This is a genomic window from Niallia sp. FSL W8-0177 (assembly GCF_038006285.1).
In the GTDB taxonomy this organism is placed as follows: domain Bacteria; phylum Bacillota; class Bacilli; order Bacillales; family Cytobacillaceae; genus Niallia; species Niallia circulans_A.
In genome coordinates this window covers 17,589-37,047 of sequence record NZ_JBBOUX010000002.1, presented here as the reverse complement: position 1 = coordinate 37,047, position 19,459 = coordinate 17,589, and the positions used below count along the sequence as shown (strand labels likewise).

Annotated in this window: 5 protein-coding genes; all 5 read left to right on the top strand. The window is 32.9% G+C overall.

All coding sequences use genetic code 11. The features are described 5' to 3' along the window. Window positions 1-3: 3 nt before the first annotated feature. The 5 genes from NST77_RS24660 to NST77_RS24640 are packed head-to-tail and all read left to right on the top strand — an operon-like array spanning window position 4 to window position 19,443. The gene (locus NST77_RS24660; RefSeq protein ID WP_341123796.1) at window positions 4-3,348 is read left to right on the top strand and encodes a non-ribosomal peptide synthetase; all 3,345 of its coding nucleotides are present in this window, start codon (window positions 4-6) and stop codon (window positions 3,346-3,348) included. After that, window positions 3,338-6,463, top strand: a complete 3,126-nt coding sequence (locus NST77_RS24655) for a type I polyketide synthase (protein WP_341123795.1) — start codon at window positions 3,338-3,340, stop codon at window positions 6,461-6,463. Before NST77_RS24660 ends, NST77_RS24655 begins: the two co-directional genes overlap by 11 nt. Before the next feature lie 14 nt (window positions 6,464-6,477). Further along, window positions 6,478-13,455: an amino acid adenylation domain-containing protein gene (locus NST77_RS24650; protein WP_341123793.1), complete on the top strand. Its 6,978-nt coding sequence runs from the start codon at window positions 6,478-6,480 to the stop codon at window positions 13,453-13,455. Beyond that, the gene (gene fabD, locus NST77_RS24645; protein WP_341123792.1) at window positions 13,448-14,701 is read left to right on the top strand and encodes an ACP S-malonyltransferase; all 1,254 of its coding nucleotides are present in this window, start codon (window positions 13,448-13,450) and stop codon (window positions 14,699-14,701) included. The genes NST77_RS24650 and fabD overlap by 8 nt, the downstream gene beginning before the upstream one ends. A 14-nt stretch (window positions 14,702-14,715) precedes the next feature. After that, window positions 14,716-19,443: a type I polyketide synthase gene (locus tag NST77_RS24640; protein WP_341123791.1), complete on the top strand. Its 4,728-nt coding sequence runs from the start codon at window positions 14,716-14,718 to the stop codon at window positions 19,441-19,443. Window positions 19,444-19,459: the final 16 nt, after the last annotated feature.

Genomic DNA, 19,459 nt, shown 5'->3' with positions numbered 1-19,459 from the left:
TAGATGACCAGATTATCTGATCAACAAGTCAAGCAATTCACCGAGATTTTGAAGGATAAAGGAATATTAACTTCTAAACAAAGCTATATTCCAATACGAGAACAAAATGGTATGGCTAGACTCTCTTTTGCTCAACAAAGAATATGGCTATTTGAACAGTTAAATCCAGGGAATACAGCGTATCTAATTCATACTGGAGTTAGAATCAAAGGCCATCTAAATTATGATGCTCTTTGTTTTAGTATTAAAGAACTAGTTAAACGTCACGATATGCTACGAACGACTTTTAAAAATATTGATGGTCAGCCGATGCAAATAATGGATCCAGATATAATAATAGAACCAGAGGTAATTGATATTACTGAATTTGATTCGAACAGCGTTCAACATGAAATTAAAAAATATTCTAGGCAGGAAACAACAAAACCCTTTAATTTATCATCAGAACCATTAATGCGAGTTAAGATTCTAAAAATAAGTCCAACTAACAATATAATGTTTATTACTATTCACCATATAATTTCTGATAGTTGGTCGTTAGATATCATGTTGAAGGAAGTAGCTGTACTTTATGATGGTTATATTAATCAGAAGTTATCTTACCTTCCGGAGAATAAAATCCAGTATGCTGATTATGCAGAGTGGCAGCATAAATTAAATTGGGATTCACAAATTTCATATTGGACTAACAAACTTAGGAATGCTCCACATGTATCCGAATTACCAACTGATTTTCCTAGGCCGGAAATACAGGAATATAACGGTGGATTATATCGTTTTCAACTTTCAAATGAACTTACTTATAACATTCGTAAATATTGTAAACAAAATAATGTGACCCAATATATGTTTTTTCTAGCTGCATTTAATGTACTTATTATGCGGTATACAGGTCAAGATGATATTTTAATTGGAACGCCAATTGCTGGGCGTGAACATGCTAATCTTGAAAATTTGGTAGGTATGTTTGTAAATACTACTGTAATTAGAACTCGATTAATTGAAAATATGACATTTAAGCAGTTAGTAAATCAAACAAAAGAAACAACTCTTGAAGCGTTCGAAAATGGAAGTCTACCATTTGACAAATTAATTGAGAAAATTGCACCTAAACGTGATAATAAGAGGTCACCTCTTTTTCAAATTATGTTCATGATGCAAGAGTCTGCTGTTCACTCATTTAATATGCATAATTTAAAAATATACAAAATTGATACTGATTATGGTACTTCCTTATTCGACCTTTCTTTAGCTTTTAAACTAGAACAAGACTGTTTCTTAGGTGTTTTTGAATATAATAGTAATTTGTTTCAAGAAAACAGTATCCAACGTTTACAACAACATCTAATTAATTTACTTAATCAAATTTGTGTTTTTCCTGATAAACCAGTTGTGGAATTATCTTTTTTGACCCAGGCTGAACTTCAATATAATGAAAAATTGGAATTAACACATTATGAACAAAACAATAACATAGAAGGAATCCATAAAATTTTTGAAAAACAGGTTATTAATTTTCCGAACCATGTTGCCATTACTAACGGGGAAGAGTCTTTTACCTATGAAGTATTAAACAATAAAGCGAATCAACTAGCGCACTACATAAGAAGAAATGAAAAAAATACTGGTAACGAAATTGGAATAATGCTCGGTCATAGATTAGATACTGTTATTGCGGTTTTAGCAGTTTTAAAGGCCGGATATAAATATATTCCTATTGATGTTAATGCACCAATGGACCGAATATCGATAATTTTAGAGAATCATGAAGATTGTTTGGTCATTACTACATCAGAATATTCTTCAGTTTTAGAAACTCTTGGAGTAAATTTTATACTGACAAGTCCTAACGCAAATGAGATATATAATGAATCACTGGAGAACTTAGAGTTAAATACTTTTCAGAATGATGCATGTGTTATTTACACATCTGGCTCAACTGGTAAGCCGAAAGGAGTAAAACTGAGTCATAGGGGGTTAATAAATGTCACAGAATCATTTATTAACTCATATAATGTGACCCCAAAGGATAGGATTTTGCCCTTATCATCTGTTGCTTCAGCGAGCTTTGTTGGAGAGATATTTCCCATGTTGTGTGTAGGTGGTAGTATTGCCTTATTTGAACATGATGGGATATTGGACGTGGAAAATCTATATAACAGAATCAGCGAGAATGATATTACAATTATCAGTACTGTTCCATCTTTTATTAGGTATTTAAATCAACATCAACATCAAATTCCTTTGTTACGTTTAATATTGAGCGGCGGTGAACCTTTGTATTTTAGTGATATTTATAACCTAATTAATGAAAAAACCATTGTAAATGGATATGGTCTAACAGAAACAACAATTTGCTCAACTTATTACATTATTAGTAAGGAAGATTCAAAAATAGATGGACCATTACCAATTGGAATACCTATTCAAAATACACAGGTTTATATTCTTGATAGAAATAGAAATATAATGCCGTTTGGTTGTATTGGCGAGATTTATATTTCTGGTAGTGGAATTTCAATGGGTTATATAAATGATAATGAATTGAACGATAAACGTTTTATTGAACATCCATTTATAGTAGGAGAAAAAATCTTTAGAACAGGTGACCTTGGACGCCGCATGTCGGATGGAAAAATATTGTTTATAGGTAGAGAAGACTATCAAGTGAAGATTCGAGGTTATAGAGTAGAGCCAAATGAAATTGAAGCCTGTCTTCAACGCCATTCTGATATTCAGAAAGCACTCGTAATAATTAAGGAAGAAGATAAACATGAAAAAGTAATCTCTGCATTTATTCAAACAAAGAGCGGACAAGATATAGAATTAAATGGTCTAAGAAATTGGCTAAGAGACAGATTACCAGAATATATGGTTCCAACAAGGTACCTTTATCTTGAGGAATTTCCAATAGGAGTTAATGGTAAGGTTGACATTCAGAAACTCATGAATAGTCAATCTTATTTTAATTCTAGCAATGAAATTTTGGAGGAAGCTGGTACATTAATAGAACAAAAGATTGCTGAAATATGGAAAGAGGCATTATCAATAGAAAAAGTCGGAATCAATCAAAACTTCTTTGACATTGGAGGACACTCATTGATGCTAATAAGTCTAATGTTGAGGATTAAAAATGAAATCTATTCTGAAATAAAAATTGTTGATTTATTTAAGTATCCTACGATTGCTTCATTGTCCAACTTTTTGGATAATGAACACAAGGATCAATTCAGTGAAACCAATTCCATACTGGAGAGGGTAGCTAAACAAAAAGCAATGATCAAGAAAAGACATGAATTTATAGACAATATAAAGCTCAGAGGGAGGGATTTAAAAAATGACGAATAAGCCTCAAGAGGAGAATATCGATGGAATTGCAATTATAGGAATGGCAGGGAAATTTCCTGGTGCCAAAAACATAAGGGAGTTTTGGGAAAATCTAATTCAGAACAAGGAAAGTATTACATTTTTTGAAGAGGAGGAGCTTCTTCAAGCAGGAATACCTTCTCATCTATTAAAAGACCCATATTATGTTCGTGCTAGAGGAGTTTTAGAAGATATAAATTTATTTGATGCATCATTTTTTAATATGACTCCTAGAGAAGCGGAAGTTACTGATCCTCAACATAGATTGTTTTTAGAAAGTTGCTGGGAAGCCATGGAAGATGCAGGTTATAACACAGAAAGATATCCACATCGAGTCGGTATTTTTGCAGGTGAGAGTATGAATAGCTACTTAATTGAAAATGTTTACCCACAATTTAGTGGTGCCCTTGGTGTTGATTCGTTACAGATGGCTATAGGTAATGATAAGGATAGCTTAACAACAAATGTATCTTATCGTATGAATTTAAGAGGACCAGGTATAACCATACAAACTTCTTCCTCGACTTCTCTTGTTGCTATAGCAATGGCATGTCAAAGTTTACAAAACTTTCAGTGTGATATGGCATTGGCTGGCGGCGTTGCTGTTGGAGCACGCCAAAAAACAGGGTACTTGTATCAAGAGGGTGGAATACTTTCTCGAGATGGACACTGTCGAGCATTTGATGCAAACTCTAGCGGATTTGTTACTGGGAGTGGAGTAGGTTCTATTGTCCTTAAAAGACTAGAGGATGCTTTAGAAGATAAAGATCAAATTTATGCTGTTATTAAGGGATATGCTGTAAACAATGATGGTTCTAAAAAAGTTAGTTATTCAGCTCCGAGTGTTGAAGGACAAGCAGAGGTGGTTTCAGAAGCTCTTGCTTATTCTGAATTTGAACCGGAGAGTATTGGATATATTGAGGCACATGGTACAGGAACACCAATGGGAGACCCAGTAGAGTTAGGGGCATTAACTCAAGCATATCGGATGATGGGCGCAAATAAAAATCAATTTTGTGCTATTGGTTCAGTAAAAACCAACATCGGACATCTTGATACAGCAGCTGGAGTAGCAGGCGTAATAAAAACAGCTCTATCATTAAAGAACAAAAAGATTCCAGCAAGCTTACATTTTCAATCACCAAATCCTCATATTGATATAGAGAATAGCCCTTTTTATGTAAATACAAAATTAACTGATTGGAATGCTGAAGAATATCCTAGACGTGCTGGAGTGAGCTCTCTTGGAATGGGGGGAACTAATGCCCATGTTGTTATAGAAGAAGCACCAGCTAGACCAGCTATAAAGGAAACTAGTAATTCGAAATTATTACTGATCTCCGCTCGAACTGAAACAGCACTACATTCCATTGCAGATAATTTAGCAGAATTTTTATTTGATAACCCACATGTCAATATGGATAATGTTGCTCATACACTCCAAATTGGTAGAAAAGAAATGGAATTTAGAAGTCATATAGTTTGTAATAATGCGAAAGAAGCTATTCGTATATTAAATGAACGAAAATATGATATGAGTATTGTTGGCGGAACTTCTAGTATCAAGCCTATTACCTTTATGTTTAGTGGGCAAGGCTCCCAGTATGTAGATATGGCTAAGGACTTGTACAACCAAAATGAAGTATTTCGTAAGACAGTAGAAGAATGTTCAACTATCTTAGAACCATTGATTGGTTATAAGATAGAAAAGATTATATATCCTGAAACCACTGAAGTAAAGACAGATATTGAAAACCTCATAAATCAGACAATATATACGCAGCCTGCAATCTTTACCATTAGCTATGCGATAGCCTCACTTTGGATTGAAATGGGGATAAAACCAAATTATTTAATTGGACATAGTATTGGTGAAATAGTCGCAGCTTGTATTGCAGGGGTTTTCCCGCTAGAAGATGCATTAAAGTTAGTTGCTGGTAGAGGGCGATTAATGCAAAATATGGAACCTGGGGCAATGTTAGCAGTAAATTTATCTGAAGCTGAAGCTTATGAAATTGCGGGTGATAAATTATCAGTAGCTGCGATAAATAGTCCAAACCTCTGTGTTATTTCTGGGCAAATCGACGAAATAGATCAACTTCAAAATAAATTAGAAACAAATGGAGTATTCTACAAAAGGTTACGAACGTCACATGCATTTCATTCTATTATGACAGAACCGATACTAGATGAATTTAGGAAACTTGTGAATATGATTTCATTTAACTCTCCAGAATTTACTATTATTTCTAACGTAACAGGACGTATTATCGGAAAAGAAGAAATCACTGATCCAGAGTATTGGGTAAAGCATATGAGACAGCCTGTGAATTTTGACGCAGGTATAAGAGGATTATTAAAAAAATCTGAAATGATTTTCTTGGAAGTGGGGCCAGGGGACACACTATGTTCTTTGGTTCAAGAACAATTGTCCATTGAAGATAAAGAGCAGGTTTTATCATCTATTAGGTCAACATTGGATAAAGTTAATGATTATGAGTTCTTTTTAAATACTGCAGGAAAACTATGGGGTAATGGATTTAAATTTGGAGATTCAGCTTTTTATCAAAAAGATGAAGCATCAAGAATTTCTTTACCTACCTATCCGTTTGAACGAAAAAGTTATTGGATAAAGGCTAAATATGAGCATAAACACATTATTGAGAACAATAACAATATAGAAATACCCGAAACAATTGATACTTCAGAGAGAGTAACGCTTAGGTTAAATACTTATGAACAAAGGCCACGACTTTCAAATGAATTTGTTAAAGCTGAAAATGAATCTCATCAGAAAATTGCGAATATATTTACTGATTTATTAGGAGTTGAACCAATAGGGATTTTTGATAACTTTTTTGAGTTAGGAGGCAACTCATTACAAGCTACCCAATTAATATCAAGAATTCAAAAACAATTTGGTGTCAGCCTTCCTTATCAAAACTTTTTCGAGGAACCAAATATAAATAATATTAGCAATTTTATAGACTCTCTAACAAAAGAAGAGGATACAATCGATTCTATTCTCGAGGAATTAGAAGGACTGACTGAAGAGGAAGCGGCCAAAATATTTATTCAGTTCAATACTGAGAAATAAGAGGAAGTGATTGCATGAAGACTATTTCTGATAGAATTTCTCAATTATCTCCAGAACAAATTATACGTCTTAAAGAAAAATGGGAAAATCAATTACAAAAAAATATACCAAATCAGGATACTACCTCTCTTTTGTCATTAAATCAACAGAGAATCTATTTACATCAACAAAATTATCCTGCTGATAGTTCCTATAATATGACTTACGCCGTTGAGCTACTTGGTCCAATAAATATATCAGCATTAGAACATGCAATTAATAGAGTAGTTTCTAGACATGAGATATTAAGAAGTCGATTTATTGAAAGAGAAGGTAAACCTCAACAAATAATTGAATCTTCATTAATTATTGATCTTTCTTATGAGGATTTAAACAAGATAGATTTTAATGAAAGAAAAAATGAAGCAATTAACAAGATTAAAAATATACAAAACATACCATTTGATTTAGAAGTTGGTCCTTTACTTAGAGTAACGGTATTTGAACTTGAGAAAGAGAGATTCATATTTTCATTAATGATGCATCATATTATTTCTGATGGATGGTCCATTCAAATTTTTGTTAATGAACTTTTGTCATTTTATAAGGAAGCTGTAGGGTTTATCCAAGTAAAACTACCTCCTTTAAAGATGCAATATAAAGATTTTGCAGAATATCAGAGACAGTGGATGAAAAGTGAAGAATTTAATCATCAAATGAACTATTGGAAAAGTCAATTAATGGACTCGACAGGTTTCCTAGATTTACCTACAGATTTCTCCCATCCAGTTAAGATTTCTAATTCTGGAAGTGTACATTCAGCAACTATTGATTCTGATAGATTAAATAAACTTAGAATGTTAAGTCAGAAAAATGGTACAACAACATTCATGACAACTCTTGCTGTTTTCAATGTACTTTTATATCAATTTACTACCCAGTCTCGGTTAGTAGTAGGAGTACCTTTTTCGGGAAGAACTAATTATGACTTTGAATCTATCATTGGCTTTTTTACAAACACTGTGGTATTCGATACAAACTTAAATGGAAATCCAGAATTCAGTAATGTATTGGAGCGTATTTCCAAAACGAGTATAAATGCTTATAGTAATGCGAATATTCCTTTTGATATGTTAGTTGAAGAATTATTTCCAAATAGACCACATGGGAAAATCCCTTTATCTCAAGTTATGTTTATTTATCAGAATATTAAAACTACAAATATGAATTTGGATAACATTCAGATTAATAATGTACCTATAGAGAGTTCTACCTCAATGGCGGAACTTTCATTAGAGTGTATTGAAAATGAAAACACAATTGAGCTTCGATTTGAATACAGAACAGATCTTTTTAAATCAAAAACTATTAAACGCTTGGCTGATCATTTTTTAACATTGGTAGATATCATTGTGAGTAATCCATCTATTAAGCTTTCAGAGTTACCTTTACCAGTGGGAGATTGTAAATTATTGAGCATGTGGAATCAGACGAGAGAAGATTATGAGTTGGAAAGTACCATTCATGATCTTTTTTCAGTTCAGGTATCTGATCATCCTGATTCTGTGGCATTTATTCAAGGCAATCGCTCTATCACATACAGCGAATTAGAAATTAATTCAAACAAATGGGCAAGATATCTTAAGAAACATGGTGTAATGAAGGGAAGTAAAGTGGGAATTTGTTTAGAGAGATCGTTGGAATCAATGATTTCTGTACTGTCTATCCTAAAACTTGGAGCAATGTTCGTACCATTGGACATTAATTATCCAAAAGACCGTCTAAAGTACATGATTGAAGATTCAGGTATTAAGACTATTTTAACCAAGGCAAAATACACTTCCTTATTGCCTATATCTACGAATCAAACTGTGATTTGTGTGGATGAACATCAATATAGCTTGATGCAAGAGTGTAGTGAACGTCTAGGTACAATTATAAATTCTCATACTCCAGCGTATATGATGTACACATCTGGGTCTACTGGACGTCCTAAAGGAGTTATAGGTACTCATCGAAATGTAATTAACCGAATAAAATGGATGGTCAATAAGTATCCGTTTGAGGAAACGGAAATATGTTGTCATAAGACATCTTCCAATTTTATTGATTCGATTTGGGAGATGTTTGGTCCACTATTAAATGGGATACCCAGTGTAATTATTTCTGATGAAACAGTAAGAGATATCAATCAATTTATATTTGTGCTTCAACAGAACAAAATAACAAGAATTGTCCTTGTTCCTTCGGTTCTTAAGATGATAGTAGAAAATAATATTTATATTTCTAGGGATTTGCCTTTCCTAAAATTTTGGGTTGTGAGTGGAGAAGAGCTAAATATTACACTAGTAAATAAATTTAGGCAGCTTTCAAATCAATGTACTAAGCTAATTAATTTATATGGTTCCTCAGAAGTCATGGCAGATGCAACTTATTTTGATACCTCTGATTTAGTTCAAACAAATCAAAAGGTTCCTATTGGTAAGCCAATAGGAAATACAGAGATATATATTTTAGATTCTGAAATGAAACAAGTTCCAATTGGTGTGGTTGGAGAAATATATATCGGCGGAGAAGGGGTTGCAATAGGTTATAACAAAGAGGATTTAACACAAGAAAAATTTGTTATGAATCCATTTAAATCAGACAAAGGAAAAGTTTTATTTAAATCGGGTGATTTAGCAAAGTTTTTGGAAGATGGGAATATAGAATATATAGGACGTAAAGATTCCCAAATTAAACTTAATGGAATTCGTATTGAATTAACTGAAATTGAATCTGTTTTATTGAATCACAGTGAGATCATTGAAGCAGTAGTATTAATGAATAATCGAATAAATACTCTTTGCGTATACTTTGTGGGAGCTATTGATAAAGAGGAATTAAAAAAATATCTTAGAAAACATCTTCCACAGTATATGATACCTCATTTGTATTTACGTTTGGAAAGGTTGCCATTACTACCAAACGGTAAAATTGATAAAAAGAAACTTGTATCGATGGATTATTCATACACTAGGGTCAATGAAGATCTTCCAAAAAATAAAATAGAAGATAAACTTTTAAAAATATGGAAAGAGGTATTAAAACAGGACTCAATTGGAACTAATATTAGTTTCTTTGAATATGGAGGTAATTCAATTAAGGCTTCCCTGCTTTCAGTTAGCATATATCAATCATTTGGAGTCCAAATTCCTCTAAGGGAAATATTAGAAGGGGTAACAATTCAAAAACTAGCTACAATTATCAATAACCATGATATTCAGATGAAATTACCGAAAATAGACAAGCAATCAAATCTATCAAATTACAGAGCAAGCTCATCACAATCAAGGCTATTCTTTATGAACAGATTAATGGAAAATGGAATTCATTATAACCTTCCAAATATTATTCAATTTGAGGGAAAACTAGATGTGGAGAGGCTAAGAAACTCAATTGATATTTTGATTTCTCGTCATGAGATTCTTAGAACATCATTCCAACTAACAGCTTCTACTGTAGAACAGAAAGTTCATGATGATATTGAGTTTGAACTGGTAACAATCTATGAGGGAATAGAATTTTTAGAAGCTAGAATGCGTAAGTTTGTAAAGGAATTCGACTTAACAAAAATTCCGTTGTTTAGATTTCTATTAGTAAACCATGGGGAAAATTTTCATTCTTTACTAATTGATATGCACCATATTATTGTGGACGGGATTTCTATAGATTTATTACGTACTGAACTTTTAAGTTTATATAATGGTGAAGAGCTATCCCCTAAAACATTACAGTATAAAGATTATGCAGTATGGCAAGGAAACTTACTACAAACTGATGAAATGTTAAATGGTGAACAATATTGGTTAAACAAATTTAGTGACGGTGGTCCTATTCTTCAGTTGCCTACTGATTATTTACGACCACCAATAAAAAAATATGAGGGCGAAGAACAGGAATTTGTGATTGATTTAGAAAAATTAGCTTTCTTAAGAAAATTGGCATCAGAATTGGGTGTTACCCTGTATTCTCTTGTTTTATCGATATTTGGAGTTCTGTTAGCAAGAAATTCGGGTCAAGAAGATATAGTTATAGGTACAGCTGTGTCTGGAAGAAGGCATCCTGATATTACTGATATGATAGGTGTATTTATTAATAATGTCGGCTTGCGGATTTACCCAAAATTAGAAAAAACTTTCAGATCATATCTCTATGAAGTAAGAAAGACTGTTTTTGATGCTCTTGAATATCAGGATTATCCTTTCGAAGAACTTGTAAACAAGATTCCTTTAAAGAGAGATTTGAGTAGGAATCCTCTGATTGATGTAATGTTTATTTGGCATAACTATAAATCTGACGAACATATATCATTTCCAGATTTAAATGTAAGTTATGTAAGACCAACATCACTTGGTGCTAAATATGACTTAACTTTAAATATTTGGGAGGAAAAAGAAAATCTAACCTGTCACATAGAGTACGATAAAAATTTATTTAAACCAGAATCCATAGAACGCATTAGTGAACAATTTCAATTAATGATAAATGTAATTGGGGACTATATTGATAAGGAAATATTAAGAATTCCTTTAGTAAGAGAAGATGAAGTTTCTGATATTACTAGTACAAGTCATTTGTCTTCATCTAAAATTGAATATCATACTATCCTAGAAAGCTTTGATGAATGTGTTCGTACTATGCCAAGTAAAGCCGCTATTGTTTTCAATGAGAGAGAGTATACGTATATCGATTTATATAGAGATATAAACGAATTAGTTAGAACTCTTTTAGAGTCTGGTGTTGGCCCCGAACAAATTGTTGGTGTAATGCTTGACCGTTCATATACTACTGTTGTAGCAATACTAGCAATCCTTAAATCGGGAGCAGCATTTCTTACAATAGATCCAACATATCCTGCCGAGAGGGTATCGTATGTTCTACGTGATAGTAATACATCAGTAATAATCTCTGAAGATAAATACAGAACCAGTTTGGATTTTAATGGGAAGACTATCTATATCAATAGTGATAATAAAAATGTCAATCAGTCTATCCCTGTAAATCCAATAAAATTGGAATCAAATAACTTAGCATATGTTATGTATACATCGGGATCAACAGGGGAACCAAAAGGTGTGATGATTGAACATAAAGCTTTGAATCACTATATATCAAGCATCAGTAGTAGATTAAATTTAGACAGCACAGCAAGGTTTTTAGCATTAACTACAGTGTCATTTGATATTTTCATAACAGAAATGTTGTTTCCATTAACTTTGGGAGCGAGTGTGGTAATTAGTGATGAAGAACAGCAGAGAGATATGCAAAAGTTAACTGAGTTAATAATTGATAATAAAGTAAATGTAATTCAAACAACCCCTTCTAGAATTCAGCTAATGTTATCTCACTCAGGTTGTAATGATATTTTTAACAATTTGGACCTGTTAATTGTTGGGGGAGAGACATTTCCGAATCAAATGCTACCAAAACTGAGAGAGAAATACAAAGGAACACTTTTAAATGCGTACGGACCAACAGAGACTACAGTTTGGACGACAATCAAAGAGTTAAAGAATGAAGACAAAATCACTATTGGTCAACCATTACCAGGTTATAGATGTTACGTATTAGATGAATATCAACAATTATTGCCTCAGGGTGTTCCTGGTGAACTCTATATTGGTGGGCCAAGTATTGCACGAGGGTATAAAAATAATGAGAATTTAACTCTTGCAAAATTTATCAATGATCCTTTTAATCCAACTGAGCGAATTTATCGAACAGGAGATAAGGCAATAAAATTAAAAAATGGAGAAATCGAGTTAATTGGAAGAACAGATGACCAAATGAAGATAAGAGGTTATCGAATTGAACCAGTGGAGATCGAGAATACTTTAGGTCTTTTAGAAGGAGTTAACCAAGCGGTAGTATTAAAAAAGAAAAAAGGAACTGAAGATATATTATTTGGTTATTATGTATCTGATGAAGAGATTGACACAAAACTAATGCGTCAGTTTCTAACCACTAAATTACCAGCATACATGATTCCACAGTATTTGATTCGCTTAGATTCATTACCCTTAACTCCTAATAATAAAATTAATAGAAAAGTTCTTTCTGAAAGAAACGATAATTTAAAGGGTGGAGATTTTTCTAAATTAAAATTTCATCCAGAGAATGTAGTTCAAATATCTCTTCTTAAAATATGGAGTGATATTCTCCAAACAGATGCCATTGATATTGATGATAATTTCTTTGACATTGGGGGGAGCTCGATACTGCTTATGCAAATGCATGATCGAATTAACATAGAGTATCCAAATAGAATTACCATCACTGAACTATTCGGATATCCAACTATTCGTATAATATCCGAAAAATTATCAAGTACTCCGGAATTAACAAAGCATATTGAAGTAAGTAAAATACCAAATAATTATGCCTATTCCGTCCTAGCCAATCGTCCTAATGGAAAGTGTACTCTAAAGTTGGATTCCTTAATAGTCAAAGAATTAGATACCTTATCCCATATTCAGGGTTGTGCTTTGGATGAACTATTATTAGCGGCTTATATCTATACTCTTAGTGAATTTAGCCAAGATAGAGTGCCAAGTATATACACTTGGGTTACTTTAGATCAACAACTTCGACTAATATCTGTAGATTTAAATAGCCATAAAATAAATGGAATAAAGACATTTATTAAAATTGTTAGTAATCTTTATAATCAATCTTTTCATACAAATATTTATGAATACCTTACCTCTCAAAAGATAAGATTAAAACAAAATGAATTTTTACCGGTTTTTTCTAGTTTTGAACATAAAGCAACATTAGATGGAATTCGACACATTTCAAGATTACCTTTCTACTATTCTCGAAATAACGAGAAAATATTTATTATATGTGAATACGAAGGTAAGTATATTCGTAAGGAAGGGGTTTTAGAAATGCTTGATATATTTTCTAATGTACTCGAAAGCATTATAGAATCTATAGGCCCGAATGGAGGAGAAGTAATTCATGAATAGAACCGCATTGTTATTTCCAGGTCAAGGTTCTCAGTACGTTGGTATGGGACAAGATATATATAAATCTAGCTCTATTGTAAGAGAAACATTTGAAGAAGCTGAAGAAACAGTAGGTATTGAACTTTCAAAAATCTGTTTTGAGGATAATAATGGAACTTTGACTAGTACAGAAATTGCACAACCTGCAATTCTTACACTTTCAGTTGCTCAATTTAGACTCTTAAATGAAAGGTATGAGATAAATCCGAGTCTTTTAGCTGGACACAGTTTAGGTGAATATTCGGCCCTTTGTTGTAGTGAGGTATTTTCATTTTCTGATGCTCTCAAAATTGTACAAAAACGTGGACAATTAATGAAAGATACTTCTCAAATGAAAGGTACAATGGCTGCAGTTATTGGCATTGATTCTAATGAAGTAACCAGTGTTTGTCTAGAACTACTGTCATTAGGCCATATAGTAGGGATAGGAGCATATAATTCCCTGACACAATGTTCTATTTCGGGAGAAAAGAAGGCGGTAGAAATGGCCAGTACGCGACTTAAAAAGATGGGTGGAACTGTTATACCATTAAATGTAAGTGGTGCATTTCACAGTTCTTTAATGAATGAAGCAGCCACTGAATTAAGAAAAACTCTTGAAAAATACCGATTTTCAAGAATGAAATGGCCAGTACTTTCAAACGTTACTGGGGAACCTCACCATGGAGTTAACAATATTATTGATAATCTTGTTTTACAAATGACTGCACCAGTTCAATGGATCGAGAATATGAACTATCTATTGAAGAAAAATATTACTCATGCCATTGAATTAGGTCCAGGCACAGTACTTAATAATTTATCTAAGGAATTTAATGGTCTAGAGGTATATTCATATGACACTGAAAAAGATGCAGAGATATTAATAAACTTATTGACTCCTGAAGAGGACAGATTGGCATTCATAGGAAGAGCGTTAGCTACTGCTGTTTGTATTAAAAATAACAACGACGATGTGGAACAATATAAACTTGGTGTCATAGAACCCTATCAACGCATTAAAGAAATGTACTTGTTATTAGAAAAGAAACAGGAAACACCAACAATGGAACAACTAAAGGAAACAATTGAAATGTTGCTAACAGTTATCCAGACTAAAAAAGCTGATATGCAAGAATGTAATATTCGAATAAAGTCCTTACTCTATGAAACTGGTACTAAGGACTTGCTTAAGGAGATTAATCTTCCATTTAATTTGATGCATTGAAGCGAGGTTAAAATATGTTGAAATTGAATTACAATAAAAAATATAAAAGTGGTGATTTTTTACAAGAAGAAGAATCATTACATGAAATAGCTGTTATTGGTGTTTCGGCAAAACTGCCACAAGCAGACAGTCCTGATTCATTTTGGGATTTATTATGTAGTGGAACAGATGCAATTAGCACTTTTCCTAAATCCCGAATACCAGATGTTTCAGCTTATATGAAGTATAAAAATAATTACCCACATAACTCGTATTGTGATGGAAGTTACCTTCCACATATAGATTATTTTGATCATGAATTCTTTAATATTACGGCAAAGGAAGCTTCTCTAATGGACCCTAATCAGCGGATTTTTCTTGAAGTAGCTTGTAAAGCTATTGAAGATGCTGGATATGGCGGGGGAAAATTATCCGGAAGTCTAACAGGTGTTTATGTTGGATATTCAGGTAATGGTGAATATCAAACGTTTATTTCAGATGTCCAACCAGAATCCGTAATCTTATCTGAAGCTGGAAATATTCAATCAATTATTGCTAGTAGACTTGCTTACACCTTGGACTTAAAGGGTCCCTCTTTATTGGTTGATACTGCTTGCTCTTCTTCACTTGTTGCTGTACATATGGCATGTCAGGCTATTAGAAGTAATGAATGTGATATGGCTATTGCAGGTGGGATTAAAATATCATTTCTTCCTTTTGAGTCTGATGACAAACTTGGGATTGAATCTAGCAGTGGAAAAACAAGAACTTTTGATGATAATTCTGATGGAACTGTATTTGGCGAAGGAACTGTAGCCTTGTTGTTAAAACCTTTACAACGTGCTCTTAATGATCATGATCATATTTATGCGGTGATAAAAGGGTCTGCAGTGAACCAAGATGGACGCTCGATTGGAATCACCGCACCTAATGTACTGGCTCAAGAGAATTGTATTACACAAGCTTGGGATAATGCAGGTATTGAACCGGAAACCGTTTCTTATATGGAAGCGCATGGAACTGGAACAAAGCTTGGCGACCCTGTTGAAGTAGATGCTATTTCGCGTGCATTTAGAAAATATACAAATAAGCAACAATTTTGTGGTCTGGGTTCTATCAAATCGGTTTATGGTCATTTAGATCACGCTGCAGGAATATTAGGATTACTTAAAGTAATATTAATGTTAAAAAATCGTAAAATTCCACCTACACTTAACTTTTCTTATCCTAATAGAAACATTGACTTTATTAGTTCACCAGTTTACGTTTCTGATAAAGTTCAAGAATGGGAGACAGTAAATAATCACCCAAGAAGGTGTGGAGTAAGTTCTTTTGGTTTAAGTGGGACCAATTGTCATGTTGTTTTAGAAGAAGCTCCAGCTTACCAGGTAAATGATCATTCGAAAACAGTAAAGGAAGAAAAAATTCACCTATTTAGTCTTTCGGCTAAGAAGAAACATGTTCTTGAGAAAATGGTGACTATTCAAAGGAAATTTATAGAAAACAATATCCAAGAAGATATAAAGAATGTTTGTTATACGGTTAATACTGGTAGAACACATAGTATATATCGTCTAGTTATTTTAGTAAGGAATATGGATGAGCTCTTAATCAAGTTGAAACATCTTGAATATCATGGATTGAATACTTTTGAGGATCAAGATATATTTTACGGATCTCATTTTGTTGTGCCCAATATTAAAAACCAACTTGAAAATGGAGAGATGTACGGTTCTGATAAAGTTTATCTTACAAGCGCTTTAAATAATTTTATTAAAGGATTGTCAAATAATCTTACCCCTATCGATTTTCGGAAGATTTGTAACCAATATATTCAAGGTGCTGATATATCATGGCATTCTTTTTACAGCTTATTTTCGGATACTTATTACAAATTAAGTATGCCTGGATATATCTTTGACAATATAAGATGTTGGCCAAACATTCCTAGTACTAAATCGGCGATTAGTATAAAGAAGGAAAAATCAGCTAAGGATTTCGGACATCCCTTTATTGATGAATGCGCAATAGTATCATTAGAACAAGACATTTATGTGAGTAAGTTCTCAATGAATGAACATTGGGTACTTAGAGAGCATAAAATTTTAGGGAAAAGTCTGTTGCCTGGAACTGCTTATTTAGAGATGATAGAAACAATTTGCTCTAGGTACTACCCTACTGAATATTCATATGAAATTAGGGATGTCTTCTTTCTTAACCCATTAATAGTAGAACCAAATACAGAAATTGAAGTTCAAATGATAGTAAAAGAACGAAAAGATAAACTAGATATCATTATTGCATCAAAACAATCAGAATCCCATCAATGGGTTAAATATTGTGAGGCTAATGTCTATTCAATTCAACTTCCACTCGTGAAATCAATGACCTTAGATGATTTATATACTCAAATGCAACCCATAAATGAGAATAACAACAATAGTGAGGAAAGCTTTTTTGATTTCGGTCCACGATGGACTACACTATTAGATCGGTTATATGTTGGAAAGGAAGAGGTTTTAGCTGAATTTAGTCTACCGGATTGTTTTTCATCTGATTTAGAAAATTTTCGTTTACATCCATCTTTACTTGATGTAGCTGTAAATGTTGCTAGTCAAGTATCAGGAAACGGCTTATACCTACCCTTATCTTATAATTCAATAAGGGTGCATTCAGCTCTACCAGGAAAAATTATCAGTCATGTACGTAAAAAGAAAGTTAGTCATTCGGATGCTGAAACTATGTCTTTTGATGTAACGATATACGATTCCGAGGGTAATATACTATTTGTTGCCCAGGACTTTACAGTAAAAAGAGTAAATTCAATTGATTTTCATCAAAGTAGTGATGAGATATCTTCAACAAAGTTCTATCAAATAAATTGGGTTCAGCTTCCAGATCTTCCTAACAATAAATTATCTGAAAGAAATGGAAAGATGTTATGTATCCGATTTGAAAATAGTTGTAACGATTTATTAAATCATTTTTCAGTTAGCTCGAATATAATAGATGTCATCATTGGAAGTGAATTTAAAAGAATTAGTCCAAATCAATATATTTGTTCAGGAACAAAAGAGGATTATGACAAACTTTTTAGTATGTTAGGTGATGTCGATATATACAAGATTCTTCATATGACAACACTATTACATAAAGAACAGATTAAAGAGAGGAGAGATATAGATAATATAATTCAGAATAGTGTATACAACCTAAAAAATATGCTAAGAAGTATGATTGATAGCCAGAAGAACAGGGGTATAGAGATTATACTTTTGAGCAAGAACGGATTTCAGGTTACAGGAAATGAAGCATTGATTCATCCATTAAATGCTGCATATTTAACATGGGGGCAGTCAATTCCTGATGAATACCCTAACTTGTCTTGTCGATCCATCGATATCGACGATAATACTTTGCTAGAAATAATCGAGAAGGAAATTTATTTTGAATCACAGCAATATATTACAGCAATCAGAAATCAAGTGCGTTATCAAAAGGAAATATCAGTTCTCAGCCAAATAAATAGTACTATCAAGAAGAACCTCCCTCTGCGTCAAGAAGGGGTTTATTTAATTTCTGGAGGTACAGGGGCTCTAGGGAATGAGGTTGCAAAATTCCTTGCAAGAAAGGAAAAAATCCATCTGGTTCTTGTAGGTAGAACCACTGAAAAAGAAGGAAATATTAGTTATACCCAGAGAATACAAGATACCAAAAAACATATTAATGCTTTGGGTTCTACAGTTGAATATCTTCCTGCCGACATCAGCAATGAAGAACAAGTAAAACGCGTTGTACAACATATTAAAGGGAAGTATAAAAAAATCAATGGAATTATTCATGCTTCTGGAATAGCCTCAAAGGGATTTATTATCAACCGAACAGATGAGGAAACTGACCAAGTGTTGAGTTCAAAGATTTATGGTGCTTGGCTCCTTGATAAGTACACAGTCAATGAGGAAATGGATTTTTTTATTTCCTTTTCTTCAATTTCAAGTTTATATGGTTCAGCTGGCCAATCTGATTATGCTGCTGCAAATGCTTACTTAGATGTTTTCTCAGATTATAGGAACTCTCATGGGCGCAAAACCTTAACAATAAATTGGGCACCATGGAAGGATATAGGTATGGCAGCTGAGAATAATGTTCAGGACAATGGAGTATTCAAAATGCTGGATGTTTCAGAGGGAATTGAAGCATTTGAAAATATCTTTGGGCATGAAGCGGGTTCTGTTGTTGTTGGTAGGCTTAATGAAAAGTTATTAGCTACTAAACTTAAAGAGGTAGATATATTGTTTGATAACGAAATAATTTCTAGAATTCAAAAGAGTGTATCTACTGTTAAAACTATTAATCCTAAAGAGGAAAATGGTTCTACATCTTTCAAAAAGAAAAATTCGTCAAGAAATGAAGATGTCATGAATACGATTTCAAATATTTGGCGTGATATTTTAGGTATAGAAGAGGTTTCAATTTATGATAGTTTTGGTTCTTTAGGTGGGGATTCTATTACTGCCACGAGAATATATAAAGAAATAGATAAAGAGTATCCAGGAAAAATTGATATAGGGAGCATTTTTGCATTTCCATCGATTCTAGAAATATCAAAACATATTGAAAATCAGATTCAACAAGACCTAGCTGAAAAAACTGTTTCTAATAAAGATAGAGTAAGCCATGGGTCTGATGAGTTAATAGACGATGTACTAAAGCAACTAAGAGATCAGTCACTATCTGTAAGTGAAGCAATGGAATTAATTTAAATTCAAAAAGAATTAA